This window comes from Micromonospora desertarenae (genome assembly GCF_056150265.1).
The window spans coordinates 340,225-365,944 of record NZ_JAXCFQ010000004.1 but is presented as its reverse complement, the minus strand read 5'-3'; the positions used below and the strand labels follow the sequence as shown (position 1 = coordinate 365,944).

22 protein-coding genes, 1 tRNA gene and 1 pseudogene are annotated in these 25,720 nt (G+C 72.3%); 9 read left to right on the top strand and 15 right to left on the bottom strand.

The genetic code is table 11. The features are described from left to right. Positions 1-33 precede the first annotated feature (33 nt). Entirely contained in the window at positions 34-1,008 is a 975-nt protein-coding gene (locus SM577_RS10440; protein ID WP_474586786.1) for an alpha/beta hydrolase family protein, read from the top strand. Here SM577_RS10440 and SM577_RS10435 read toward each other — a convergent pair. After that, positions 969-1,643, bottom strand: coding sequence for an MOSC domain-containing protein (locus SM577_RS10435; protein WP_474586785.1), 675 nt, complete (start codon positions 1,641-1,643; stop codon positions 969-971). The genes SM577_RS10440 and SM577_RS10435 overlap by 40 nt on opposite strands. A 446-nt stretch (positions 1,644-2,089) precedes the next feature. On the opposite strand from SM577_RS10435, the gene SM577_RS10430 reads away from it, so the two are divergent. Further along, positions 2,090-3,214: a hypothetical protein gene (locus tag SM577_RS10430; protein WP_474586784.1), complete on the top strand. Its 1,125-nt coding sequence runs from the start codon at positions 2,090-2,092 to the stop codon at positions 3,212-3,214. 70 nt (positions 3,215-3,284) lie between these two features. On the opposite strand, the gene SM577_RS10425 is transcribed toward SM577_RS10430, so the two are convergent. Then, positions 3,285-3,818, bottom strand: coding sequence for a winged helix-turn-helix transcriptional regulator (locus tag SM577_RS10425; RefSeq protein WP_474582219.1), 534 nt, complete (start codon positions 3,816-3,818; stop codon positions 3,285-3,287). Positions 3,819-3,882: 64 nt separating this feature from the next. Here SM577_RS10425 and SM577_RS10420 point away from each other — a divergent pair, with 64 nt between their 5' ends. Then, positions 3,883-4,527: a dihydrofolate reductase family protein gene (locus SM577_RS10420; protein WP_474586783.1), complete on the top strand. Its 645-nt coding sequence runs from the start codon at positions 3,883-3,885 to the stop codon at positions 4,525-4,527. Between the two features lie 16 nt (positions 4,528-4,543). Here SM577_RS10420 and SM577_RS10415 read toward each other — a convergent pair whose 3' ends face one another. Next, on the bottom strand, positions 4,544-4,897 hold the full coding sequence (locus tag SM577_RS10415) for a DUF6894 family protein (RefSeq protein ID WP_302918572.1): 354 nt from the start codon (positions 4,895-4,897) through the stop codon (positions 4,544-4,546). Between the two features lie 116 nt (positions 4,898-5,013). On the opposite strand from SM577_RS10415, the gene SM577_RS10410 reads away from it, so the two are divergent. Both SM577_RS10410 and SM577_RS10405 read left to right on the top strand, forming a co-directional pair. After that, the gene (locus SM577_RS10410; RefSeq protein ID WP_474586782.1) at positions 5,014-5,622 is read left to right on the top strand and encodes a class I SAM-dependent methyltransferase; all 609 of its coding nucleotides are present in this window, start codon (positions 5,014-5,016) and stop codon (positions 5,620-5,622) included. Positions 5,623-5,895: 273 nt separating this feature from the next. Next, positions 5,896-6,846: an NADP-dependent oxidoreductase gene (locus SM577_RS10405; RefSeq protein WP_474586781.1), complete on the top strand. Its 951-nt coding sequence runs from the start codon at positions 5,896-5,898 to the stop codon at positions 6,844-6,846. A gap of 245 nt (positions 6,847-7,091) precedes the next feature. Here the strand turns inward: SM577_RS10405 and SM577_RS10400 are convergent, their stop codons facing one another. Both SM577_RS10400 and SM577_RS10395 read right to left on the bottom strand, forming a co-directional pair. Continuing rightward, on the bottom strand, positions 7,092-7,997 hold the full coding sequence (locus SM577_RS10400) for an NADP-dependent oxidoreductase (protein ID WP_474586780.1): 906 nt from the start codon (positions 7,995-7,997) through the stop codon (positions 7,092-7,094). Positions 7,998-8,611: 614 nt separating this feature from the next. Next, complete coding sequence (locus SM577_RS10395; protein WP_474586779.1) at positions 8,612-9,052, bottom strand: hypothetical protein; 441 nt, start codon at positions 9,050-9,052, stop codon at positions 8,612-8,614. Between the two features lie 95 nt (positions 9,053-9,147). On the opposite strand from SM577_RS10395, the pseudogene SM577_RS10390 reads away from it, so the two are divergent. After that, positions 9,148-9,330, top strand: a pseudogene (locus tag SM577_RS10390) (replication initiator); the annotation flags it as partial. A 367-nt stretch (positions 9,331-9,697) separates the two neighbouring features. Here the strand turns inward: SM577_RS10390 and SM577_RS10385 are convergent. Then, positions 9,698-9,771, bottom strand: a tRNA-Thr gene (locus tag SM577_RS10385). 138 nt (positions 9,772-9,909) lie between these two features. On the opposite strand from SM577_RS10385, the gene SM577_RS10380 reads away from it, so the two are divergent. Beyond that, positions 9,910-11,682: a metallophosphoesterase family protein gene (locus SM577_RS10380; RefSeq protein WP_474586778.1), complete on the top strand. Its 1,773-nt coding sequence runs from the start codon at positions 9,910-9,912 to the stop codon at positions 11,680-11,682. 51 nt (positions 11,683-11,733) lie between these two features. Here SM577_RS10380 and SM577_RS10375 read toward each other — a convergent pair whose 3' ends face one another. The 6 genes from SM577_RS10375 to tmk form a co-directional block, all read right to left on the bottom strand. After that, positions 11,734-12,603: a PSP1 domain-containing protein gene (locus SM577_RS10375; RefSeq protein ID WP_474586777.1), complete on the bottom strand. Its 870-nt coding sequence runs from the start codon at positions 12,601-12,603 to the stop codon at positions 11,734-11,736. A gap of 355 nt (positions 12,604-12,958) precedes the next feature. Next, complete coding sequence (locus SM577_RS10370; RefSeq protein ID WP_474586776.1) at positions 12,959-13,642, bottom strand: hypothetical protein; 684 nt, start codon at positions 13,640-13,642, stop codon at positions 12,959-12,961. Continuing rightward, positions 13,642-13,947 carry a hypothetical protein gene (locus tag SM577_RS10365; RefSeq protein ID WP_302918579.1) on the bottom strand — a complete coding sequence of 102 codons (306 nt, stop codon included), beginning with the start codon at positions 13,945-13,947 and terminating at the stop codon, positions 13,642-13,644. The genes SM577_RS10370 and SM577_RS10365 overlap by 1 nt, the downstream gene beginning before the upstream one ends. Before the next feature lies 1 nt (position 13,948). Continuing rightward, a complete protein-coding gene (locus SM577_RS10360; protein WP_302918580.1) occupies positions 13,949-14,278 on the bottom strand; it encodes a YbaB/EbfC family nucleoid-associated protein in 330 nt (109 codons plus the stop codon). Positions 14,279-14,423: 145 nt separating this feature from the next. After that, positions 14,424-15,707: a DNA polymerase III subunit delta' gene (locus tag SM577_RS10355; protein WP_474586775.1), complete on the bottom strand. Its 1,284-nt coding sequence runs from the start codon at positions 15,705-15,707 to the stop codon at positions 14,424-14,426. Continuing rightward, the gene (gene tmk / locus SM577_RS10350; RefSeq protein WP_302918582.1) at positions 15,707-17,956 is read right to left on the bottom strand and encodes a dTMP kinase; all 2,250 of its coding nucleotides are present in this window, start codon (positions 17,954-17,956) and stop codon (positions 15,707-15,709) included. The genes SM577_RS10355 and tmk overlap by 1 nt, the downstream gene beginning before the upstream one ends. Positions 17,957-18,103: 147 nt before the next feature. Between tmk and SM577_RS10345 the strand changes: the two genes are divergently transcribed. Then, positions 18,104-19,309: an amino acid deaminase/aldolase gene (locus SM577_RS10345; RefSeq protein ID WP_474586774.1), complete on the top strand. Its 1,206-nt coding sequence runs from the start codon at positions 18,104-18,106 to the stop codon at positions 19,307-19,309. A gap of 241 nt (positions 19,310-19,550) precedes the next feature. On the opposite strand, the gene SM577_RS10340 is transcribed toward SM577_RS10345, so the two are convergent. Continuing rightward, the gene (locus SM577_RS10340; RefSeq protein WP_302918748.1) at positions 19,551-20,126 is read right to left on the bottom strand and encodes a TetR/AcrR family transcriptional regulator; all 576 of its coding nucleotides are present in this window, start codon (positions 20,124-20,126) and stop codon (positions 19,551-19,553) included. Between the two features lie 225 nt (positions 20,127-20,351). On the opposite strand from SM577_RS10340, the gene SM577_RS10335 reads away from it, so the two are divergent. Beyond that, positions 20,352-21,665, top strand: coding sequence for a D-arabinono-1,4-lactone oxidase (locus SM577_RS10335; protein WP_302918584.1), 1,314 nt, complete (start codon positions 20,352-20,354; stop codon positions 21,663-21,665). Between the two features lie 74 nt (positions 21,666-21,739). Here SM577_RS10335 and SM577_RS10330 read toward each other — a convergent pair whose 3' ends face one another. Next, positions 21,740-22,672, bottom strand: a complete 933-nt coding sequence (locus SM577_RS10330) for a DUF559 domain-containing protein (RefSeq protein ID WP_474586773.1) — start codon at positions 22,670-22,672, stop codon at positions 21,740-21,742. A gap of 150 nt (positions 22,673-22,822) precedes the next feature. Beyond that, positions 22,823-25,633: a type I DNA topoisomerase gene (gene topA / locus SM577_RS10325; protein ID WP_302918749.1), complete on the bottom strand. Its 2,811-nt coding sequence runs from the start codon at positions 25,631-25,633 to the stop codon at positions 22,823-22,825. Positions 25,634-25,720: the final 87 nt, after the last annotated feature.

Below are 25,720 nucleotides of genomic sequence, written 5' to 3'. Positions count from 1 at the left end.
GGCCGGGTCGCCGTCCGTGCTTGACTGCCGGCCATGGAGCTGACCATCGAGGTCGACGGCGTACGGCTGCCGGCCACGCTCGACCTGCCGGCCGGCCCGGTCCGCGGGGCGGTGGTCGTGCTGCACGGGGCGGGGGCGGGGCAGCGGTCGTACTTCTGCTACGCCCACCTGGCCGGGCTGCTGCCCGGCGCCGGTGTCGCGGTGCTGCGCTTCGACCGCCGCCCGCGCGTCAACGACCGGGACGTACCCCTGGTGCGGCAGGCCGACGACGCGGCCGCGGCGGTCCGGCTCCTGCGCCGGCACGTCGGCGACGCGCCGATCGGGCTGTGGGGGTGGAGCCAGGGCGCCTGGGCCGCCCCGCTGGCCGCCACCCGCCATCCCGACCTGGTGTCGTTCCTGGTCCTCGTCTCCGGCAGCGGCGTCAGCCCCGCCGCCCAGATGCGCTACGGCACCGCCGAGCAGCTCCGCCGGCACGGGTACGCCGACACCGACCTCGCCGAGCTGGGCCGGCTCCGGTCCACGGTGGAGGAGTACCTGCGCGGGCGGCTGGACCGGCAGACCGCCCAGCGGACCGTCGACCGGGCCGCCGACCGGGTCTGGTTCCCGCTGGCCTGGGTGCCCCGCGAGCTGCCCGACCAGCCCGGCACCTGGGCCGACATGGACTTCGACCCGGCACCGGTGTTCGCCCGGGTCACCTGCCCGGTGCTGCTGTACTACGGCGCCACCGACGCCTGGGTGCCGGTGGACGCGAGCATCGCCACCTGGCGGCGCGCCACCGCCGGCGGCTCGGCGCGGCTGAGCGTCTGCCGGCTCGACGGCTGCGACCACCTGCCCATCCTCGGCGGGGGCGAGGATCTGGCCAGCATCAGTGAGCAGTACACCCGCACGCTGCTCGACTGGCTCGACGCCGAGCTGACCCGCCCGGCGGCGTGGCGGCCCGCGCCCCCGGGCGCGGGCCGTCCCCGCGCTCAGTCGAGCCAGCGGGCCTCGTCGCCGACGCGAACCTGACCGGGTGACTCGACAGCGGCGTACACGCCGAGGGTGTTGCCCAACTCGCGGGCGACCCAGCGCAGCACCCCGCGGTCGTGCGGCACCGTCGGGGTCTCCTTGGTGATCATCACGCACCGGTCGCAGCCCCCGGTGAAACGCAACCGCAGCGCGCCGATCGCCATCCGGCGGCCGAGCCAGTCGTGCTCGGGGTGCCCGGCCCCCGGCACGCCGTCCAGCACGAGGTTGGGCCGGAACCTGGTGACGTCGATCGCGCTCTCCGGCAGCGCCCGGTCGAGGCTGCGCAGCGAGGTGGTGGTCAGGACGTGCAGCGCGGCGTCCGGCTGGTCCGGCCGGTGCGCGGCCAGGGTGACCTTGGCGTTGACCGCGGCGCTGAGCCGGGCCCCGGCGTCGGGCGCGTCGGAGCGGAACCGCTCGCCGTCCGGCAGGACCAGCTCGGCCACGCCCTCGCCCACCGTGACCGCCCGCACCCGCATGAGCCCCGGGATCGCGCCGGCCCAGGTGACCTCGTCCCGCTCGTCGCGCACGGCGATCACCCGGTCACCCTCGATCCCGTACGCGCCGACGGTGGCGGAGGTGAGGGACTCGCCGCCCACCGACTTCACCGGATACCGCCACAATTGATCGACCCGCATCCGGCCCCCCATCGGGTGTGCTGGACCCGCCGCCCCCGATCGTAGCCAAGCCGACGGTCGGGAATCCCCTGTGGAACCGGTCGCCTCCGGCGCGCTGGGCTGGGGTGCGCGCTGACCTCGGCGCACCCGGCGCGGACCGCGCCAGACGGCTCGCGGCGCGCGCGACGTCCTCGCTGAACAGGATGACCTGCGGGGTTCGAAACATCGGATGCGTCCTCGGCGACTGTTACTCGCTCACCGACAGGTCATGCAATCACGCGGGTCCGGGCCAGGTTCATCGCGACCGTCCGCAACCAGGTCTCCGGGTCGGCCACGGCCAGGAACCGGGCCGGCCGGGCCAACGCTCCCGCGTACGCCTCGCCGTGAGGTAACCAGCACGTAAGGGTTTTCGACGCCGCTCGACCGGATCATCTAGCCATCCGCAGTACGTCACGAGGGGGCTGCCGATGAGTCGGCTACAGCGAATCCTGGCCTGTCTGACCGTGGTGGTCGCCGGGGTGGCGACCACACCCGGCGTCGCGACGGCGGCCACCGCCCTGCCCACCTACACCTACATCGACCTGGGCACGATCGGTGTCCCGAGAGCGGCGCCGCCCAGCAGTGACGCGTACGCCCTCAACGCCACCGGCACCGTGGTGGGAGTCTCCACGATCGACGGGGTCTACAACCACCACGCGTTCGCGTGGACCGCCGGGGTGATGACCGACCTCGGCGCGATCTACCGCGGCACGTACGGCGCCAGTTCCGCGACCGGCATCAACGACCTGGGTGTGGTCGTCGGCTCGACCCACGTCAACGCGACGGACCCGCCGCACGCCTTCCGGTACGCCGACGGCACGCTGAGCGACCTCGGCACCGGCTACGGCCCGGGCAGTGGCAGCCACGCGAACGACGTCAGCGACAGCGGCACGGTGGTCGGCGGCCGGTTCGAGCGGCAGGGCTCGCCCACACGGGCGGTCGTCTGGCGCGACGGCATGATCGTCGACCTGGGCACGTTCGGCGGCCAGGCCGGGCCGTGGGGCACGGACAGCATCGCCTACGCCGTCAACGACGCCGGGCATGTTGTCGGTGGCGCGATCACGCCGAGCGGCGCCCTGCACGCGTTCCGCTGGAAGGGCGGCGCGCTGGAGGATCTCGGCACCCTCGGCGGCAGCACCGAGTCCACGTACGCCCGGGGCCTCAACGACGTCGGCGACGTGGTCGGCATCTCCCAGAACACGGGCAGCGAGATGCACGCGACCCTCTGGGCCGCCGGCACCATCCGCGACCTCGGCACGCTCGGGGGCAACTACTCGGAAGCGCGGGCGGTCAACAACGCCAGACAGATCGTGGGCATCGCCCGGACCTCGAGCGACGGGTTCTACACCGAGCGCGCGTTCCTCTGGCAGGACGGCCGGATGGTCGACTTGAACAAGCGGGTCCCGGATCTGCCCCCGACGGTGACCCTGCGGTCCGCGGAGGACATCAACGACGACGGGCTCATCGTCGGCTTCGCCTGTCCCGTCGCCTGCGACGCGGGCGGTGACCGCGCCAGACGGGCGTACCTCCTGGTACCGACCGGGCTCAGCTGAGCGGGGGCGAAACTACTTCCGGCGCGGGATCGGGGTGCCACCTCCGGCCCCGGGCCGGATGCCGGCCGCGCTACCGGGGCAGGTCAGCGGCGGCCGCGGCGCGCTCGTAGGCCAGGGTGAGCTCGGCGAGGACGCCGTCGGCGGGTTGCGGGCGGCCCTTGAGGTGGACGGCGCGGAGTTCGTCCATGAACCGCTGCCACATCTTCGGACCGCCGGCGGCGAGGAGTTCGGCGCGGATCGACAGCTCGGGTGTCGTGGGGAGCCATCGGGAACCCCAGGCACCGAGCTGTGCCATGACCGGAACGAGTTCGATGGCCGCCTCGGTGAGCCGATAGTCGATCTTCTGCCGGTGGCTCGGGTCGTCGTGTCGGCTGAGCAGGCCCGCGTCCACGAGCTTCGACAGGCGGCTGGCGAGGATGTTCGACGCGATGCCCTCGACGGAATGCGTGAGCAGCTCGCGGAAGTGCCGATGACCGCCGAACATGACGTCCCGCAGCACGACCAGGCTCCATCGGTCGCCCAACAGTTCGGCGGTCAGATTGATCGGGCACCCCGACTTCCCCTCGGGCACGGGAAGGCGACGAGCACCAACTGCTTGCGGCATGCAACCAGTGTATTAGGGTCCAACCGGTTGTAGATTGCAACCGGAATTGCCTGAGGGAGGATCGGTGTCGCAACTGTTGAGGGTGCAGTGCTTCAACGTGTCGCGTGACGGGTTCGGCGCCGGTGAGGGGCAGAGCCTGGAGCGGCCCTTCGGCCACGCCGACCCCACCCCGCTGTTCTCCTGGCGCGCCGCCACCGCCAGCTTCGTGTACCGCAACGAACCCGGCGGCACTCGCGGCCTGGACGACCTTCTGACCCGCGACCACGACCACAACATCGGCGCGGAGATCATGGGCCGGAACAAGTTCGGCCCCCAACGTGGCCCCTGGGAGAACCACGAGTGGCAGGGGTGGTGGGGGGACAACCCACCCTTCCACACGCCGGTCTTCGTCCTCACCCACCACGAACGCCCGTCGTTCACCCTGTCCGACACCACGTTCCACTTCCTCGACGCCAGTCCGGCGGAGGCGCTGGCCCGGGCCAAGGAAGCCGCCGCCGGTCGGGACGTACGGCTCGGTGGTGGGGTCGCCACCATCCGCGAGTTCATCGAGGCCGACCTGGTCGACACCATGCACATCGCCGTCGCGCCCGTCGACCTCGGCCGCGGCGAACGGCTGTGGGACAGCCACACGGAGCTTCTCGACCGCTTCCACCTCGAGTCCGTGCCGAGCCCCAGCGGGGTCACCCACCTCCTGTTCTGGAGACGATGACCACGATCCGTGTGGATCAGCCCCGGTGGGTGAGGACGTTGACGACCCTGCCGTTGGGGTCGCGCACGAAGAAGCGCCGGACTCCCCATGGTTCGTCGGTGAGCGGGTGCACGATCTCGGCGCCGGCATTCCGGGCGGCCTGATGCGCGGCGTCGACGTCATCGACCTCCACCGACACGTCGGGGACGACCGGCGCGGTGGCGTCGTGGGTCAGGAGACTCAGCTGGGCTCCCGGGTTGGCGCGATCACTCAGGGTGACGATCCAGCCCATGTCCATGACGACCTCGAAGCCGAGTACCTCGACGTAGAAGGCGGTGGCCTCCGCGATGTTCTCGGTCGCGAAGTTGGGCACTGTGCGCTTGATGGCCATGAGGACATGCTGCCGGCCGGCAGCCTCATCGACCAGCAGGGGGTGGTCGACCTCGAGAAACCGGTCGCGTCGGCCCCGGCCAGCTCCGCCTCTCCGACAGCCCGTACTGTCGCGTGGTGAACCTGGAGCAGGTCCGGCAGGCATACGGGTCCGTCGCGGAGCTCTACATCGAGCTGTTCGGAACACGGCAGCAGGTACACCCCGACGACCTCGCCTTCATCGGGCGACACCTGGCGGGCCGGCCGGGCACGGTGCTCGATCTGGGCTGCGGGCCCGGCCATATCACCGACTACCTTCGCTCGCTGGGCGCCGACGCCACGGGGGTCGACATGGTCCCCGAGTTCATCGCCCATGCGCGGGCAGCCCACCCGGGCGGCAGCTACCAACTCGGGTCGATGGAGAACCTCGCCGTTGCCGACCGATCCATCGCCGGCATCCTGGCCTGGGGCTCGTTGATCCACCTGCCGCCGGACGATCTCGACGGCCAGCTCGCCGAGTTCCGGCGGGTGATGGCCCCGGCCGGACGGTTGGTGCTCGGTCTCTTCGTGGGTGACGAGGTCGAAGCCTTCGACCACAAGGTGGTCACCGCCTATCGCTGGCCCGTCGACGAGTTCTCCGAGCGACTGGCGCGAGCCGGCTTCGCGGAGGTCGAGCGCCTGCAACGGCCCAGCGAAGGCACTCAACGGCCACACGCCGCCATCGCGGCAATCGCGGCGGACGGATGAGCTGAGGCGGCGAGCCACCTGTCACCCACATCGACATGGCGCCACGTCTGTCGGCAGCCGGTGCACGCTTCGGCGGTCGCCACCCGACGTCCGCCGCGTGCCGCCGCCCTGGAGCGCCCCTGATCCAGCGCGCTTCCGCACCGAGGGGGCAAGGGCTCCGGAAGTCCGGCAGGCGGCTGCCGAACTGCCGGATAATGCGGGAGTTGGCCTGCGGTTCATCGCCAAGGGGCGGCCGGTGGCTGATCGAATGCGGTGGGAGGGAGCAGCCGTCGGATGAGCACGATGCACGCCGTGAGAGCCCACACCAGGGGCGGGCCGGAACAACTCGTGTACGAGGAGGCGCCGCAGCCCGAGCCGGGGCCCGGAGAGGTGTTGGTGGCCGTGAAGGCCGCTTCCATGACACCCCATGAGCTCACCTGGCCGGAAACCTGGACGCACACCTCGGACGGGACGGGACCCGAGCGCACCCCGATCATCCCGTCGCACGAATTCTCCGGAGTCGTCGCGGCGTCCGGCGCGGGGGTGGAGAGCCCCGCCGAAGGGGAGGCCGTCTATGGCTTGATCCCTTTCACTCGCGATGGCGCGGCCGCCGAGTACGTCGTCCTGCCCGCGGCCGTCGTGGCGGCCAAACCCGCCACCGTCGACCACGACCACGCCGCAGCGCTCCCACTGGCTGCCCTGAGTGCCTGGCAGGCACTGGTGGACCACGCCGACGTGCAGGCCGGCCAACACGTGCTGGTGCAGGGCGGCGCCGGCGGCGTGGGGATTTTCGTGGTGCAACTCGCGGCCGGTCTCGGTGCTCGCGTGAGCGCCACGGCCGCGGCGGCCGACCTGGAGTTCGTCAAGGGTCTGGGTGCCGAGCAGGTCATCGACTATGCGCACGACCGCTTCGAGGATCACGTCGGCGGCGTGGACGTGGTCGTCGATCTCGTCGGAGGGGCCACACAGTCGCGGTCCTGGTCGGTCCTGAAGCCGGGCGGTGTCCTGGTGACCCTCGCCGCGCCTCCCGACGAGCAGGAAGCAGCCCGGCATGGCGTTCGTGGGGTGTACTTCATCGTCGAGCCCGACCAGAACGCGCTGCGGTCCATCGCCGAGTTCGTCGACAGCGGCCGGCTGAGGCCGGTGCTGGACCGCGTGCTGCCCCTCACTGAGACGCGCTCAGGTTACGAGGCGCTCGAGACGGCCAAACGCCGCGGCAAAGTCGTCATCCACGTCGCTGACTAAGGGATGTCTCGTAACCCCGGCGTAGATCCCAGCCCGAATCAACGGCAACGCTGGTCGACCGACCGGCGGCCCGAGCGACATCGCCGCCCTGCGGTACCGGCACTGACCAGCGTTGTCGTTGATCTTTCGCTGATTACTAGCCGGGAGGCGGATACCAGTCTGGGATCAGGGGCCGGGTGAGCCGTCCGGGATGAGCATCTTGCCCTGACCCTCGGGCCAGGGGGCACGCCGGAGGATCAGAAGTCTCAGAAGGTCACGGTGATCTTTCCTGCCACTCTGCCGTGGAGGAAGCGTTCGTGTGCGGCTTGGATCTCGTGCAGGCCGAAGGTGGAGTGCACACGCAGGTGCACAGAGCCGCGGTCGACGAGCTTGGCGAGCTCGTTCAGTCCCGCGCCATCCTCCTGCACCTGGTGAACGGTGGTACGGACACCGCGTGCGGACAGGTCGGGGACCGGCCCGGCTTGGGTGGCGATCGACGCATATCGGCCGCCGTCAGCCACAGCCTCGGTCACGAAAGCCCCGAAGGTGTCGAAGACGGCGTCATAGCTGCGCTCTTGTAGATCGCGGCTGTCGGTGGTGACGAGGCCCGCGCCGTGCCCATGGGCGAAGGCGACCTGCGCGTCCCGGGAGACCAGAGCGTCGACTTCGACGCCACGTGTGCGAGCGATCTGCAGTGCCAGCCCTCCAACTCCGCCTGCGGCACCGGCGACCAGCAGTCGCTCCCCGGCAGACACCGCAAGCCAGTCCAGAGTCTGCAACGCCGTCAGCCCGGAAAGCGGCAGGGTCGCTGCCTCGACCAGGCTGACCGCCTCCGGCGCGGGGGCTACCGCCAGCGCAGGAAGCGCAACCAGATCGGCCCAGGTTCCCCGGCCGGCGCTGAGCTGGTGCGACATCGCGATGACGCGTTCCCCGGCGCGCAGACCGCTGTTGCCGCCGTCGACCACGATGCCAGCCAGGTCCCATCCAAGCGTCATCGGCAGCGGGGGTGTTCCCTCGCCGATGGCGCCCCTCCGCGTCTTGTCGTCGACCGGATTGATGCTGGTCGCGACTGTCCGGATCACCACCTCCTCAGAACCTGGTTCAGGCTGGGGAGCCTCGACGAGACTGAGAACGTCGGGTGCGCCGAAGCGATTGATCTGTATGGCACGCACGGGAGAGCCCTTCACGCGACTGCTGTTGACGGGCGGTGCAACACCTCCAGCGATCATGAAATTCCGACCCTGCCGCTGTTCAGTGCGCCCCAAGGCGTGCCTCCGGTGGCGGTTGGGCGGCCGGCTCCGGTAGACCATCTCTACTGTGGACGCGCGGTTGATCCTGCAATGGATGCCTGACGAGTCGTGGAACCTGGCCGGCCCGCTGATCCCACCGCCGCGACCTACGGTACGGATCAACAGCCGACCGTAGGGTTATGGGCTGGTCACTGCCGTCAGTGCCGCTGTGGACGTGTGGCCCGCTTCCGGTGACGGGTCCGGTCGGCCCGCAGGCCCCGGTGATCATGGAGATCCCCGGCCACTCCCGGATCAGCGCCACCCTCAACATCCATGCACACGTGGCTCCGGAGATCGCGCGGGAAGCCGCGTCACGACTGGAGGGGGCGCTGTGGTCGGGTGAATGATGTTTGGCTGCCGCCTCTCGACAACTCCCATCACTCCCCCGCTGTCGGTCGGCCCCTTGCGGACCAGGTGCGGACTGCCCGGCCAGGCGGCCCGGAGCGCCAGTTCAAAAGGTGATCGACCGCTCGTGTCCCCCTCGATTTGCACACACGTCAGCAACGGGCCCCTGAGTCGGGCGAATCGGCGATGTGCAGATCGAAGGTGCCCGGCAACGGAAACGAAAGGTTCATATAGACCGTGCCACCGCCAACGTCCTTTCTCGCGCACAGTTTGGCAACGCCTGCACCGGAGGGCGTCACCAGCCACGCATCCCTTTCCGCTATTTGTTGGTAGAAAGAGACGATGGCCTGCTCGCTAGCTTCGCCTTGATACTGGCGGCCTGCGTAGGCAACTAGCCGGTCCACGTCGCATCCCGAGTACGGCGTGTCTGGCTGCACTCCGTTTGGCTGCTCCATCAATAGCGAGGCGGCCCCCAGCGTAGTGGCTCGTCTCTGACACTCAGTGAATCTGGCGTCCTGCCACCAGACATACGCAATAACACCGCCGGCGACCACCAGAGCGACGACTGCCGAGATGGCCATGCGCCTGGACATCTCGCCACGGTATCGGCAACCAACCCTAGGGGGGAAGGCCCGACCTGATCTACGACCGTGGTTGGCACACCGAGCCTTCATGAACCGACTAGCGGCTGCTCTACGGCGTCCAGCCGAAGAAGGCCCGGCGCGGGTTGAAGCCGGGCAACTGCAAGAACAAGGTCCACAAGCGCGACACCCTCGGCATCGACGGCCGGCGCGTCCTCATCTTCCGCCAGTGGTCCGGCAAGACCCTCGCCGACCGCCGCGAGTGGGTCAAGGCCCTCCTTGGCGTCACCACCGACGCTGCCACCGCCCCGGCCGGCGGGTAACAACGGCATGCCTGGGAACTGCGGTGGGAGACGGCGACCAAGGCGGCCATCTCGCGAGGCGACTGGATCGACCCGGCTCGGGCGCGGCTGTCGGTGGGCGCCTGGGCCACGCAGTGGATGGCGGCTCAGGTGCAGCTCAAGCCATCGACTCGCGGCGTCGATGACGCTGGACGTGTGCGCGGGCCTGTTCGGTGCCGACCCGGATGCGGTCGCCAACCGCCTGGACGAGGCGGTCGCGGCGCGGGATGCGGACTATTTGCGGACTGGCACGGCGGCGCGGTTGTCGACCTTGAAAACGGCGAAGCCCAGGCCGTTGACCTGGGCTTCCGTACCGAGCCGCCTGACGGAATCGAACCGTCGACCTACGCATTACGAGTGCGTCGCTCTAGCCGACTGAGCTAAGGCGGCAACGATCGTCAAGTGTACGGCACCCGACCCGCCCCGACCGAACGGGATGCCCACCCGACGCCAGCGACCCGGACATCCGGCACGATCCGTACGTTCGCCGGACAGCGATGCCGGCCGGGCGGGACTACGCTGCGGCGGGTGACCGACGATCACCCCCCGGTGCCCGCCCCGGACGACCCCGACGGCAGCGAGGCGACCGGCGGGCGGCCCGCCCGCCGGCCACGCTCGACCGACCCGCTGGAGCTGGGCTTCACCCCACGCAAGCCGGTGCCGTGGCTCGCGCCGTTCCTGCTGATCAGCACCGGCATCCGTACGCTGCTGGCGATGCTCTTCGGGGCGTACCTGGACAAGCGGGAGTTGCAGAACTCGCTGGAGGCCCGGATCGAGCGGCAGGTCGGGCCGGACGGCGGGCTCTGGCTGGACTACGTGGCCGACCTGGGCGACGGCTTCAACGCCACCTACTCGGTCGCGTACCTGCTCGCCCAGCCGGAGCTGGAGGTGGACGGGCACCGGCTGCCCCGGGCGCAGACCCTGGTGATGGGGGGCGACCAGGTCTACCCGTCGGCCGCCTTCGAGGCGTACGAGGACCGCTGCAAGGGCCCCTACCAGGCCGCGCTGCCGGGCACGCCGCCCGAGAAGCCCACCCTCTTCGCGGTGCCCGGCAACCACGACTGGTACGACGGGCTGACCGCCTTCCTGCGGCTCTTCGTCCGGTCCCGGGACCGGCACTTCGGCGGCTGGGCGACCGGGCAGTCCCGCTCGTACTTCGCCGTCGAACTGCCCGCCGACTGGTGGCTGCTCGGCCTGGACGACCAGTCCGGCTCGTACCTGGACGACCCGCAGCTGACCTACTTCGACACGGTGGCCGAGAAGCTGGGCCCGCAGAGCAAGGTGATCGTGGCCGTGCCGGCGCCGACCTGGGTCAAGGCCGTCGACCACCCCACGGCGTACGACTCGATCGACTACTTCATCCGCACGATAGTGGCGCCGACCGGGGCGCAGGTGCGACTGCTCATCTCCGGCGACCTGCACCACTACGCCCGGTACGCCGGCCCGGATCGCCAGCTCGTCACCTGCGGCAGCGGCGGCGCGTACCTCTACCCGACCCACAAGCTCCCGGAGCGGATCGAGGTGCCGCCGCGGGACACCCTGGCCCGGCGGGCCAGCCCGAGCCGCCCGTACGACCTGGCCGGCCGCTACCCGGACGCGGCCCGCTCCCGGCGCTACGCCTGGGGCATCTTCCCCCGGTTGCCGTTGCGCAACCCCGGCTTCACCACCCTGCTCGGCACCCTGCACACGCTGCTGATGCTGGCCATGGTGGGGGTGGTGGAGAACCGCACCGGCACCGAGCAGCGGCTGTTCAGCCTGCCGCTGGTGCTGATGCTGCTGGTGACGCTGCTCGGCGCGGCCTTCTTCGCCAAGCCGCCCAGTTCCGGCGGCAAGCGGCACGCCCGGCACTGGATCCTCGGCGTCGGCCACGGGTTGGCGCACGTCGGGCTGGCCGCCGCCGGCACCTGGGGGTGGCTGGCGCTGCCCTTCCACGACTGGCCGTGGCCGCTGCCGGTGGTCGCCGCGGCGGTGCTGTACGGCCCGGTGAGCGGGCTGGTGGCGAGCCAGTTGGTGGCGGCGTACCTGCTGGTGGCGGGGGCGTTCGGGGTGAACGTCAACGAACTCTTCGCCGGTCAGGGCATCGAGGACGCGAAGGCGTTCCTCCGGCTCCGCATCGACCCCGACGGAACCCTCACCATCTACCCGATCGCGGTGGACCGCGTAGCCCGCCACTGGCAGGTCAACCCCGACCCCTCCCCCACCGCCTCCTGGCTGACCCCCAAGGACCCCCTAACCCCCCGCCTGGCCGAACCCCCCATCACCCTCCCCAACCCCACCCCGACCCCGGAACCGGCCCGTTGATCATGAGGTTGGCGGCGCCATCGGCGATCACCTTCGCCGCTAACCTCATGATCAACCCGGGAGGGGCGGGGAGGGGGGTGGGGTTGGGGGGTGGCGGTTGTCGTAGGCGTGGCGGGAGCCGCAGACGTCGGCGCGGGAGCACATGGAACGCGAGCCGTCGGCGTCGAGCCGCACGAGCACCGCGTCCCTCGGCACGTTGTGCCCGACCACCCGACCGCTGCCCTCCGGTGTGGTGACCCGCTCGCCGGTCGCCGGCGCCGACTCCTGAAACCGCGCGTACAAGGGATGTTCGTACTTCAAACAGCACATGAGCCGGCCGCACGCCCCGGAGATGCGCAGCGGGTTGAGCGGTAGGTCCTGGTCCTTGGCCATCCGGATGGTGACCGGCTCGAAGTCGGTGAGGAAGGTGGCGCAGCACAGGTCCCGACCGCAGGAGCCGATGCCGCCCTGCACCCGGGCCGAGTCGCGAGCGGAGAGTTGGCGCAGCTCGACCCGGCAGTGCAGGGTCGCGCCGAGGTCACGGACCAGCGACCGGAAGTCCACCCGGTGCGGGGCGGTGAAGTAGATGGTGCTCCGTTCGCCGCCACCCTCGCCACCGCCGAGCACGTGGTCCACGGCCACCACCTTCATCGGCAGCCCGTGCTCCCGGATCAGCCGCTTGGCGGCGACCTTCGCCTCGGCCTTGCGGCGGCGCAGCGCCTCGTCGCGGCGCAGGTCCTCCTCCTGGGCCAGCCCGGCCAGCTTCGCGAAGCCGGCGGTGTCCTCGGTGACCCACTGGGCGGCCCAGACGCACTCGGCCACCTCGGGCCCGTCGTCGGTGGGCACCAGCACCTTGTCGCCCACCTGTGGATTCAGCTCGCCCGGGTCGAGGTAGTAGAGGCGCCCGTACCGCTGGAAGCTGACCGCGCAGAGCATGCCCATGGCTCCCACCCTACGACGACCGCCCGACTCCGGCCCGCCACAGCCGTCGCCGGCCGACTACGCCGTGCAGCCATCCATGTCCGTCGACTTGACCGATGCCCCGCCCGTCTCGTCGTGCCGTTGATCCTCGCCCGGACGGCTGATTCCTGCCGCGGGTGGGGGACAAACGCCCCCGGGAGGCGTTGAGTGAAGACAGACCTGCGGGGGGTGCAGGGAAAGGCCACGGCGTCGGCGCCGGAGCCCGATCGAACGGGGCCCCGAGCGCGACGCCGTGCGCCGTGCACCGCCGACGGCGCCCCGAGCCGGCACCCCGGCCCGGATCAGAGCCGGCACCCCGGCCCGGATCAGCGGATGGTCACCAGCCGACCCGGGTGGGGCTGTCGTAGCGGGTCCGTTCGGCCACCGGCGCCCGCCAGCGGGATTCGGCCAGACTCGGCCCCCACTGGCGCAGCAACGTCTCGGCGCCGTCGTACGCGACGCAGAGCACGGCGAGCACCCGGGTGGCGATCTCGGCCGCCGCCGCCCCGCCGGGGCCGGCCGGCCGGGGCCGGGTCACCGCACCCGGGATCCCGGTCGCGGCGACCACTGTCACCGCCTCGGCCGAGCGGAGCACGTCGGCCAGGGCCCGGGCCAGCGTGAGCCGGCTGCCCTCCACCCAGTCGGCCAGGGCGTCGGCGTAGCCGGCCGTCGACTCCAGCCGCCCGACCAGGCTCTCCGGCCCCTCGTCGAGGTGACGCAGCAGGGCCGTGCGGGCCTGCCCGTACCGGCTGGCGGCCGGCCCGGACCAGAGGAGCGGATCGGTCAGCGCGGCGCCCACCTCGTCGTACGCCCGGACGTGCCGGCGCACCGCGTGGCCGGCGGTGGCCAGCGGCGCGGGACGCAGGTCGAGGAAGCCGCGGACCGCCTCCCCGGGGAGCACCTGCATCCGGCGCAGCAGCGGCCAGACCGGGTGCCCCTCGGGCGCACCGGTGGCGAGCAGCGTGTCGACCCGGCGCAGCAGGTCGAGGCCGGGCTCGGCGAGCCGGTCGAGGGCGTCCATCACGCCTCCCCGGCCAGCCGGCGGCGGGCCGCGTCGTCGGCGGCGGTGTAGCCGTCGGCGGCGCCCCGCACGGCGGTCGCGGCCTCGGCCAGCCGGGTGGCCGCGGCGTGCGCCTCGCGGGCGCGGTCGGTGGTGGCGGCCACCCACTGCCGGTGCAGCGCCCGGCCGATCTCGCCGGGGCGGCCGGCCGCGTCGGCGCCGAACGCGGCCTGCGGCGGGTCGCCGGCGGTGACCGTGCGGGAGAGAGCGGCCAGGGTGGCGCCGGCCTCGTCGAGGCGGGTGGCGAGGGCGCGCAGGGTCTCCATCTCAGGCACCCGCCAGCGGCCGGTAGGCGGTGAACGTCTCGTTGTGCAGCTTCTCCCGGGCCCACTGGGCGGCGTCCGCGGCGGCGGTGACCGCTGCCTGCACGGAGCCGGCGACGTCGCGGGGGTGGCGGGCGTGCAGCGGACCGAGGAAGCGCACGTCGGTGATCCGCCCACCGGCGGTCACCACCACCTCGACCAGCCCGTCCGGCGACCGGACGGTGACCTCGACCGTCGACACCGCCTGGTCGAACTCGGCCTGCAGGGACTCGATCCGGCGGTAGCGCCGCACCGCCTCCTCGATCCAGGCCTCGTCGATCTCCCCCCGTGGCATCGGCGGACTCCTCCCGGAACAGTCATCACTCTGCGTGCCGCCACCGTCACGGCACACCGGACCGTACCGCACAGCAATTGCGCCTGTCGATGCCTGTGGACGACCGGTCCGGCGCGCGGGACCACCGGGGGGAGCCTTCCGGGACTCAGCCCTTCCAGAGGGCGAGCATCATCGCCTCGACGGCGATCCGGGGCTTCACGTTCGCCTCGATCGCCGCCCGGCAGGCCAGCACCGCCTCCAGCCGGCGCAGCGCGCCCTCGGCGTCCCACCTGCGGGCGCCGGCCTCCGCCATGGCGGCGGTGTCGCTGTGCACCGGCGCGACCGGGGCGTCGAGCGCCTTGGTGAGCGCGTCCCGGTAGAAGCCGGCCAGGTCGACCAGCGCCCGGTCCAGCGCGTCCCGCTGGGCCCGGGTGGCCCGCGACTTCTGCCGCTTCTCCAGGTCCTTGAGCTGCCCGGCGGCACCCCGCAGGGCACCCGCCGCGCCCCGCCCGGTGCCGCCCGCGCCGAGCGCGGTCTCCAGGGCCGCCCGTTCGGCCGCGTCGGCCTCGGCCACCGACGCCTCGGCCTCCGCCTCGGCCGCCTCGATCAGCGCGGACGCCGCGTCGAAGGCGGCGCCCACCCCGGTGAGCCGGCGCGGCACCGCCAGCACCGCCTCCCGCCGGCTGCGGGCCTCCGGGTCGCGGGCCAGCCGCCGGGCCCGCCCCACGTGCCCCTGGGCGGCCGCCGCCGCCCAGGCCGCCACGTCGGGCGCGATGCCGTCCCGGCGCACCAGCACCTCGGCCACCGCCTCGGCCGGCGGCTGCCGCAGCGGTACGACCCGGCAGCGCGACCTGATCGTCACCGATACGTCGTCCGGGTGGGTGGACGGGGCGCAGAGCAGGAAGACCGTCCGGGGCGGCGGTTCCTCGACCGCCTTGAGCAGGGCGTTGCCGGCCGCCTCGGTGAGCCGGTCGGCGTCCTCGATGATCACCACCTGCCAGCGCCCGCCGGACGGCGTACTGGCCGCCCGCAGCACCAGGGCACGCATCTCGCCGACGCCGATGGAGAGCCCCTCCGGCACCACCAGCCGTACGTCGGCGTGGGTGCCGGCCATGGTGGTGTGGCAGCCGGGGCACTCGCCGCAGCCGGTGCCGTACGCGCACTGGAGGGCGGCGGCGAAGGCGCGGGCGGCCACCGACCGGCCCGATCCCGGCGGCCCGGTGAAGATCCAGGCGTGCGTCATCCCCGCCCCGGGATCGCCCGCCGCGCCGCCGGCCGGGGTGGCCGCGGCGTCGGCCTCCTCGGCGAGGGCGGCCAGGTCGTCGTCGGCGGAGTCGGGCACCGGCCCGGCGGCGGGGGCGCGCAGCACGGCGGCCGCCGCGGCGGCGGCCCGGCGCAGCGTCTCCACCGCCTCGTCCTGCCCGACCAGATCGGCGAAGACGTCCGGCATCAGGTCCGATGCTCCATCGTCACCAGCTCCGTTTCGGATAACTCGGGCTGCACCGAGGTGTCCGGCCCCTGCGCCGGGCGCGGGTGGACGATGCCGCCGGGGGTGCCGAGCAGCTCCTCGATGCGGCGGGCCACCCGCTCGGCGATCTCCTCGACCGGGCGGGACGCGTCCAGCACCAGGTAGCGCTTCGGGTCGGCGGCGGCGAGGTCGAGGAAGGCGTACCGGACCCGCTCGTGGAAGGCGACCGACTCGGCCTCCACGTGGTCGGCCTCCTCGTTGCGCGCCGCCACCCGGGACAGGCCGGTGCGCGGGTCGACGTCGAGCAGCACCACCAGGTCGGGCTTGAGCCCGCCGGTGGCCCAGGAGGAGAGCCAGGAGACCTCGTCGACCGGCAGCGTCCGCCCCGCTCCCTGGTACGCCAGGGACGAGTCGACGTACCGGTCGCTGATCACCACCGCGCCCCGGGTCAGCGCCGGCCGGACCACGGTGGCCACGTGGTGCGCCCGGTCGGCGGCGTAGAGCAGCGCCTCGGCGCGCGGCGACGGCACGTCCGAGCCGGGCGCGCCGAGCAGCAGCGAGCGGATCCGCTCGCCGACCGTGGTGGCGCCGGGCTCCCGGGTGACCACCACGTCGCGTCCCTGCCCGCGCAGCCGCTCGGCGAGCGTGGCGAGCTGGGTGGACTTGCCGGCGCCCTCGCCGCCCTCGAAGACCACGAAGAGCCCGGCGGAGACGAACGGCTCGGCCGGCATCAGCGGGCGGCCGCGGATCGAGCCCCAGAGGTCGGCCAGGACCGGTACGCCCTTCTTGTCGTCCATCTGGCCGAACGCGCTGATCCCGGCGAAGATGCCGGCCGCGCCCGCGGCCAGCAGCAGCAACCGGGTGGACGAGATGGAGACGCCCAGGTCGGCGATCTCCAGCTTGCGGGAGCCGCCGACGCCGGCGAGCAGGCTGCTCAGGCCGATGGCCAGGATCAGCACCAGCCGGGTGCCGATCTGCACCACCGCGAAGACCCGGCCGCGTACCTCGTCGGCGATCTCGCCGCCGAGCAGCGTGGTGCCGGAGAGGAAGGCCATCCCGGCGCCCGCGCCGACCAGGATCGCGCCGACCATCGCCATCGACAGGTGGATGGCGAACGCCAGCGCCATCACCGACGCGCTGGCCAGCACGATGCTCATGCCGAACCAGCGCCGCCGGGACATCTCCTTGACGATCATCGGGCCGAGCCCGATGCCGAGGGCCAGGCCGATGAAGATGGCGCCGAAGAGCAGGTAGAAGGCGGCGTCGCCGGCGCCCAGCGAGGTGGCGAAGAACTTGGCGGTACCGATCACGATGCCGCCGCCGGCGAAGGCGCCGAAGATGCCGAGCACCAGGCCGCGGACCAGCGGGGTCTGGCCGATGTAGCGCCAGCCCTCCTTGAACTGGCGCAGCATGCTCTGCTCGGTGCGCTCCCGCTCGTCGGCCTGCCCGTGGCTGATCTCCTTGATGCCGTACGCCACCACCAGCGCGGTGGCCAGCCGGGAGAACGCGTTGAACCAGAGCGCGAGCTGGGCCGGCTCGGCCCAGTCCGGCGTCGAGCCGCCGGTGGCCGCCCGCACGATGCCGTCGAGCGCCGCCAGGATCAGCGCGGCGAGGACCGGCGTGAGGCCGTACGTGGTGATCAGCGTGAGCTGGTTGGCGGCCTCCAGCCGGGCCCGCGGGATGAGGTTGGGGACCGCGGCCTCCTTGGCCGGGATCCACAGCAGGGTGAGCGACTCGATCAGGAAGGTGGCGATCGCCGCCCAACCGACCACCACCCCGCCGGGGGCGCCGAGCAGCGCGGCCAGCGGAATCGAGGCGAAGAGCAGGAACCGCAGCACGTCGCAGATGACCATCGTCCAGCGGCGGTCGAAGCGGTCCGCGAGCACGCCGGCGATCGGGCCGAGCACCAGCGCCGGCAGCAGCCGGACGGCGATGACGCCACCGAAGGCGGCGCCCTTGGCGGTGCTCCCCTCGACCTGGGCGGCGGCGAAGACCGACGTGGCGAGCAGGCCGAACCAGTCACCGAAGGAGGCCGCGCCGAGCACGATCCAGAGCCGGCGGAACGGGGTGATCCGCAGCACCGAGCGGATGCCCGCGTAGCCGGACAGGTCGTTGCCGGACTTCTCGGCGGCGGCGCCGGACTTGTTCGAGGACGGCGACACGCCGGGCGACTCGCCGTTGAACTGGCTTTCGATGGCCGTACCTCCACGTGCCGGCCCATCGCTGGGCATCCCCGGTGCAACACTCTAGACCCGGTGGGACCCCGTCCCACCGATGACATTCTCCTGCTCGCCGAGCCTAGGCCGCCGGCACCACGGCGCACACCCGGCGTACGCGAGGGTGTTTCGCATTGACCGCCGGACAGTTAGCGTGCACACGTGGCCACCGAAAGCGACAAACTGCGCGAGCGCCTCGATCGGGCGACCGCCCACCTCGACCCCCCGTACGCGGTCGTCGACCTGACCGCCTTCGACGCGAACGCGACGGCGCTCGCCGACCGCGCGGCCGGCAAGCCGCTCCGGGTCGCCAGCAAGTCGGTCCGCAGCCGTGACCTGCTCAGCCGGGCGCTCGGCCGGCCGGGCTGGCGGGGCGTGATGGCGTTCACCCTGCCCGAGGCGATCTGGCTGGTCCGCCAGGGGGTGAGCGACGACGTGCTGGTCGCGTACCCGACCGCCGACCGGGGCGCGCTCGCCGAGCTGGCCGGTGACCCGGCCCTCGCCGCCGCGATCACCCTGATGGTGGACGGCACCGAGCAGCTCGACCTGGTCGACGCCGTGCGGGCCCCGGCCGGCCGCCCCGAGCTGCGGGTCTGTCTCGACCTGGACGCCTCGTGGCGGCCGATGCGCGGGGTGCACGTCGGGGTCCGCCGCTCGCCGGTGCACAGCGCCCGGGCGGCCGGCGCGCTCGCCGCCACCGTCGCCGGCCGCGCCGGCTTCCGGCTGGTCGGCCTGATGGCGTACGAGGCGCAGATCGCCGGCCTGGGCGACGCGCCGCCCGGGCAGGCGCTGCTCGGCGCCGCGATCCGGCTGACCCAGCGCGGCTCGTACCGTGAGCTGCTGGCCCGCCGGGGGGCGGCGGTGGCCGCGGTCCGCGAACACGCCGAGCTGGAGTTCGTCAACGGCGGCGGCACCGGCAGCGTGGCGGCGACCAGCGCCGATCCCGCGGTCACCGAGGTCACCGCGGGATCCGGCCTGTACGGGCCGACGCTGTTCGACGCGTACCGGGCGTGGCAGCCCACCCCGGCGGCGTTCTTCGCCTGCGCGGTGGTCCGCCGGCCGGCGCCGGGGCTGGCCACCGTGCTCGGCGGCGGCTGGATCGCCTCCGGCCCGGCCGCGCCCAGCCGCCTGCCCCGGCCGTGGCTGCCGGCCGGGCTGAAGCTGATCGGCACCGAGGGCACCGGCGAGGTGCAGACCCCGCTGGCCGGCACCGCGGCCGCCACCCTGCGGGTGGGCGACCGGGTGTGGTTCCGGCACGCCAAGGCGGGCGAGCTCTGCGAGCACGTCAACGAGCTGCACCTGGTGGAGGGGGACGAGGTCGTGGCGACCGTGCCCACCTACCGGGGCGAGGGCCACGCCTTCCTCTGAGCCACCGGCCCCGCACGCCGCGGGGCCGGCTCGCGCCGACTCCCCGCGCACCCGGGGTCGTTCCGCACCGTCACCCGGTCGCACCCCGGGCGTTCCGCTGTCGCACCTCGCCCGGCGCACCCCGGGCCGATCGTCCTGTCGCACCGTGCCCCGGTCGCACCCCGGGCCGATCGTCCTGTCGCACCCTCGCCCGGTCGCACCCGGGCGGTCCGCCGCGCCGCACCGACGCCGGCGGCGTGGATCAGCTGGACCGCGCGGCGTCCACCGGGCTCTCGACCTGCTGGTGCAGGTACTCCCGGATGAGCGCCTTCGCCTCGGCCAGCACCCGCTCGTCGCCGTCCGGCTTGCGGCGGAACGCCAGCTTGATCAGCGCGTCGGCCACCTCCACCGCGATCTCCAGGTGGAAGCGCAGCTCGGGCACGTTGGTGAGCCCGAACCGTTCGGTGAGTACGCGGGCCAACTGGTCCGCGATCACCCCGTTGTTGTCCCGCTGCTCATCGAGCAGGTGCAGGTCGACCACGTCGCCGAAGTGCAGGGTACGGAACCCGGGAACCGTGCGGTGCATCGTGATGTACTCGTCGATGCCCGCGTCGACGCCGTCCCACCAGTGGGTCAGGTCGTCGGAGGCGAACCGCTCGTCGAGCCGCTGGAGGTAGGACTCCATCGTGCGCAGGGTCAGCGCCTGCACGATCGCCCGCTTGTCCGGAAAGAACTGGTAGACCGACCCGATCGCCACCTCGGCACGCTCGGCGAGCAAGGTCGTGGTCAGCCCCTCGTACCCCACCTCGTCGACGAGCTCGGCGCAGGCGTCCAGCATCCGCTGGACCCGCGCGACACTTCGACCCTGCACCGGTACGCGGCGCAGCGGCCCGGTCGTGGCGGCTGGTGTGGACACTCGGCGCCACCCCCCTTCGACGGATGAACATATCTGCACGTCACATCTTCGTGACTACCGGTACAACGAGCGGACCTCGGTTGCGGTATTTACCAGGTACAACGTTCCTGATATGAAGTCAGTTCATATTCATGTCGAGGAGCGCGAATGGCCGCCACCGCACCGCTCACCACCGCCTGGACCAACTGGGCCGGCAACCAGCGCAGCACCGCCACCACCATCCTGCGCCCCACCTCGGTGGCGGACGTCGCCGAGGCCGTCCGGACCGCCGCGGCGAGCGGCCAGCGGATCCGGGCGGTCGGCAGCGGCCACTCCTTCACCGCCGTCGCGGTCACCGACGGTCACCGGATGGAGTTGGACGCGCTCGACACCGGCGTCCGGGTGGACGCCGAGCGTCGGCTGGTCACCGTACCGGCCGGGATGACGCTGCGCACGCTCAACGGGCTGCTCGCCGCGCACGGGCTGGCGCTGCCCAACCTCGGCGACATCGACGCGCAGACGATCGCCGGCGCGATCTCCACCGGCACCCACGGCACCGGGTCCGGCTACGGCTGCCTCTCCACCTTCGTCGAGGCGCTCACCCTGGTCACCGGCACCGGCGAGGTGCTGCGCTGCTCGGCCGACGAGCACCCGGACGTGTTCGCCGCCGCCCGGGTCTCGCTCGGCGCGCTCGGCGTGCTGGTCGAGGTCACCCTGCGCTGCGTGGACGCCTTCGTGCTGCACGCGCACGAACGGCCGGCCCCGCTGGACGCGGTGCTCGGCGAGCTGCCCGAGCTGATCGAGGCGCACGACCACGTGGAGTTCTACTGGTTCCCGTACACCGCGCGGGTGCAGCTCAAGACGAACGACCGGGTGCCCGCCGACGACCGCCCGCTGTCCCGGCTGCGCGGCTGGCTGGACGACGACTTCCTGGCCAACACCGTCTTCGCCGGGGCCTGCCGGCTGGGCCGCGCCGTGCCGGCGCTCGCCCCGGGAATCAGCGCGGTCTCCGCCCGGGCGCTCACCGAGCGCCGCTACACCGGCCGCTCCGACCGGGTCTTCTGCACCCCGCGCCGGGTCCGCTTCGTGGAGATGGAGTACGCGGTGCCGCGCGCCGCGCTGCCCGAGGCGCTGGACGGACTGCGCCGGATCGTGGACGGGCTGCCGTTCAAGGTGCTCTTCCCGGTCGAGATCCGGTTCACCGCCGCCGACGACATCTGGCTGTCGCACGGCTACGGCCGCGACTCGGCGTACCTGGCCGTGCACCAGTACGTGGGCATGCCCTACGAGCCGTACTTCCGCGCGTTCGAGCAGGTCGCCGCCGGCCTGGGCGGACGCCCGCACTGGGGCAAGCTGCACTACCGGGACGCGGGGTCACTCGCGCCCGCCTACCCCCGCTGGGCCGACTTCCAGTCCCTCCGCACCCGCCTGGACCCCGACCGCCTCTTCACCAACCCCCACCTCACCCACATCCTCGGCTGAGCCCATCCGAGATCTTGGCGGGGAATGGCCCCTTGAGGGGCCGCTTCCTTCCAAGATCTCTGGTCAGCGGACCGTCAACCGGGCCAGCCTGCGGCGCGTAGGGCGGAGCGGAGCTGATCGATGACGTCGTGTGGGCGGGCGCGGATGGCCCAGGCGGGGAACCGGAGCATTCGGTCACCCTCGGTCCAGACAGTGTTCTGCCGACGCATGTCCGCCCACGCGTGGGCCGGGTCCAGATGCTGGCCGCCGTCGATCTCGACGTGCACCCGCCACTCCTCGAAGTAGGCGTCGAGGTAACGGCGTCGGCCAGCGGAGTCCCGTCGGACCTGCTGGCGCGTCGGCTCGGGCAGCCCGGCGCGGCGGATGAGACGCAGGAAATCGAGTTCGCTCAGCGAATGGGCACCACCGGCTGCGTCGGTGGCGGTGTCGAGAATCAGCCGTCGGCGCCGGAGGCGGGGCAGCCGCTCGACCACCAGATGCAGCTCGTCACCGCCGACGAGGCGCTGCTGGAACGCGGCGGCGACGATCGACCGGGCCTCGTCGTCGGTGGCCGCCCACTGGGCGGCGTCCGCGATCGAACGGGCCGGCATCGTCCGGCGCGGCTGCCCGGCGGCGTGCACGTCCTCCGACGGCAGGCGGGTCGTGCGGTGTGCCGCGACACCCGGCGGTAGCGGGCCCCTCCGGCACGTCGCCGGCAGCAACACGTGAACGATCCGGTGCGGGAAGCCGCGCAGCCCGCCGGCCTGGGCAGCGGTCAGTCCAGCCAGCACGGCCGACGGCCCGGCGGCGAGCACCGCCGCCCACCGGAACTGGTCGGCGTTCACGGGGCCGTTGTGCGTGACGAACACCGCCCGGTGGACCTGACGCCAGCGGCCGGTCGCCACCCGGTGCCGGATCGCCTTGCGGGACAGGTGCCGCAGCGCCTGGCTGAGGCTGATCACGTCGTCCTGCCGGAAGAGCAGCCAGGTCAACTCGTCGGCGTCATCGGCCGGCAGACGCCGATTCAACGCCCCCAGCGTCACTCTTCGCCGTGCCCCCACCCCACCGAGTCTCCGCGAAGCGACCACTCCCCGTCCGCCCCTGTGGACAACGTCGAGATCTTGGAAGGCTCTGGCCCCTCCAAGGGCCGTTTCCTTCCAAGATCCCTGAGGGAGGCGTTACTCGGTGGGGGTGGTGGCCTTCTTGGGGGCGGCCTTCTTGGGGGTGGTGGTTTTGGCGGTGGTGGTCTTCTTCGCCGTGGACTTGGTGGCGGCGGCCGTCTTCTTGGTCGCCGTGGCCTTCTTGGCGGGGGCCTTCTTCGCCGCCGCCTTCTTCCGCGGGGCCGGGCCCTTGGCGCGCTTCTCGGCGAGCATCTCGGAGGCCTCCTCGAGGCTCAGCGCCTCCGGAGTCTGGCCGCGACGCAGCGACGCGTTGGTCTCCCCGTCGGTGACGTACGGGCCGAACCGGCCGTCCTTGATCACCAGCGGCTTCTCGGTGAGCGGGTCGACGCCCATCTCCCGCAGCGGCGGCGCGGCGGCCCGACGCTGGCGGGTCTTCGGGGCGGCCAGCAGGGCCAGCGCCTCGTCCAGCGTGACGGTGAACATCTTCTCTTCGGAGTCCAGCGAGCGGAACTCCTCGCCGCGCTTGACGTACGGGCCGTAGCGGCCGTTGTTGGCGAAGACCTCGTTGCCCTCCGGGTCCACCCCGACCAGCCGGGGCAGGCTGAGCAGCTTCAGCGCCTCGTCGAAGGTGAGCGAGTCCGGCGACTGCGAGCGCAGCAGGGAGGACTTCCGCTCGCCGCTGGCCACGTACGGGCCGAACCGGCCGGACTTGAGCAGGATCGGCTCGCCGGTGGCCGGGTCGTCGCCGAGCTTGCGCTCGCCCCCGCCACCGAGGAACAGCTCGTGCACCTTCTCCGGGGTCAGCTCGTCCGGCGCCAGGCCCTCCGGGATCGGGGCCCGGTCGCCCTGGGCGCCGCCCTCCTCGCCCTCGGCGGCCGGCGCCGGCGCCTCGCCCGGCACCGCCCGCTGCAGGTACGGCCCGTAGCGGCCCACCCGGACGACGACCTCGCGGCCCTCGTCGTCGGTGAAGAGCGGGATCGAGTTGACGCTGCGCGCGTCGATCTCGCTGAGGTTCTCGGTGACCAGCTTCTTCAGCCCGCCGGAGCGGGCGATGTCCTGGTCGCCGGCGCCGTTGGCGCTGCCGAAGTAGAAAGCGGTCAGGAAGTCGACCGCCGCGTGGTCCCCGCCGGCGATCTCGTCCAGCTCGTTCTCCATGCTGGCGGTGAAGTCGTAGTCGACCAGCCGCGGGTAGTGCCGCTCCAGCAGCCCGATCACCGCGAACGCCAGGAAGGACGGGATCATCGCCTGGCCGCGCTTGAAGACGTAGCCGCGGTCCTGGATGGTCTGCATGATCGACGCGTACGTGGAGGGGCGGCCGATGCCCAGCTCTTCGAGGGCCTTGACCAGCGACGCCTCGGTGTAGCGCGACGGCGGCTGGGTGTGGTGGCCCTGCGCGGCCAGCTCCTCGGCGGTCAGCGGCTGGTCCTTGACCAGGGTGGGCAGCCGTCGCTCGGCGTCCTCGGCCTCGGCGTTCTCGTCGTCGCTGGACTCGACGTACGCCCGCAGGAAGCCCGGGTCGGTGATGGTCTTGCCGGTGGCGCCGAAGTCGGCCTCCTCCTGCGCGGAGGAGACGGCACGGATGCGCACCGAGACGCTGGAGCCGACCGCGTCGGTCATCTGCGAGGCGATGGTGCGCCGCCAGATCAGCTCGTAGAGCTTGAACTCCTCGGCGGAGAGTTCCTTGGCCACCTCGCCCGGGGTACGGAAGTTGTCCCCCGCCGGGCGGATCGCCTCGTGCGCCTCCTGCGCGTTCTTCACCTTGCCGGTGTAGCGGCGCGGCTCCGGCGGCACGCTCCGCTCGCCATACAGCTCGACGATCTGCCGGCGGGCCGCCGCGATGGCGGTCTCCGACAGGTTCACCGAGTCGGTACGCATGTAGGTGATGTAGCCGTTCTCGTAGAGCCGCTGCGCGGTGCGCATCGTCTGCTGCGACGAGAACCGCAGCTTGCGGGCCGCCTCCTGCTGGAGCGTCGAGGTGATGAACGGCGCGTACGGGCGGCGGCGGTAGGGCTTCTCCTCGACCCGGGTGACGGTGAACGGCCGCCCTTCCAGACGGGCCGCGAGACCCCGGGCACCTCCTTCGTCGAGGTGGACCACCCCGGCGCCCGGCTTCACCCGGCCCGTGGTGGGCTCGAAGTCCTTGCCGGTGGCGATCCGGTCACCGTTCAGCGCGACCAGGGTGGCGTTGAAGCTGCGCGGGCCCTCGCCGGCGTTCCCGACCGCCAGGGTGGCCAGGATGTCCCAGTACTCGGCGGTGCGGAAGGCCATCCGCTGCCGCTCCCGCTCGACCACGATCCGGGTCGCCACCGACTGCACCCGGCCCGCCGAGAGCTTCGGCATGACCTTCTTCCACAGCACCGGGGAGACCTCGTAGCCGTAGAGGCGGTCGAGGATGCGCCGGGCCTCCTGGGCGTCGACCAGGTCGCGGTCGATCTCGCGCGGGTTGGCCACCGCCGCCTGGATGGCCGGCTTGGTGATCTCGTGGAAGACCATCCGCTTGACCGGCACCTTGGGCTTGAGCGTCTCCACCAGGTGCCAGGCGATGGCCTCGCCCTCGCGGTCCTCGTCCGTCGCCAGGAAGATCTCGTCGACCTCCTTGGCCAGCTTCACCAGCTTGCTGATCTGCTGCTTGCGGTCGGCGGAGACCACGTAGAGGGCGTGGAAACCGTTGTCGACGTCCACCCCGAGCCGGGCCCACGGCTCGCCCTTGTACTTGGCCGGCACGTCAGCGGCGTTGCGCGGGAGGTCCCGGACGTGGCCGAAGCTGGCCTCCACGACGTACCCCGGGCCGAGGTAGCCCGAGATCGTCTTGGCCTTCGCCGGTGACTCGACGATGACCAGACGGGTGGTTCCAGCGTTGCTCGGCACGTTTCTCTCCGACCTCACTCCTGCTCACTGCCGCCCGCGTCCCGTTCGGGCCGGCTTCGACCCGCCGATGCCCGGCGGTCCGGATGT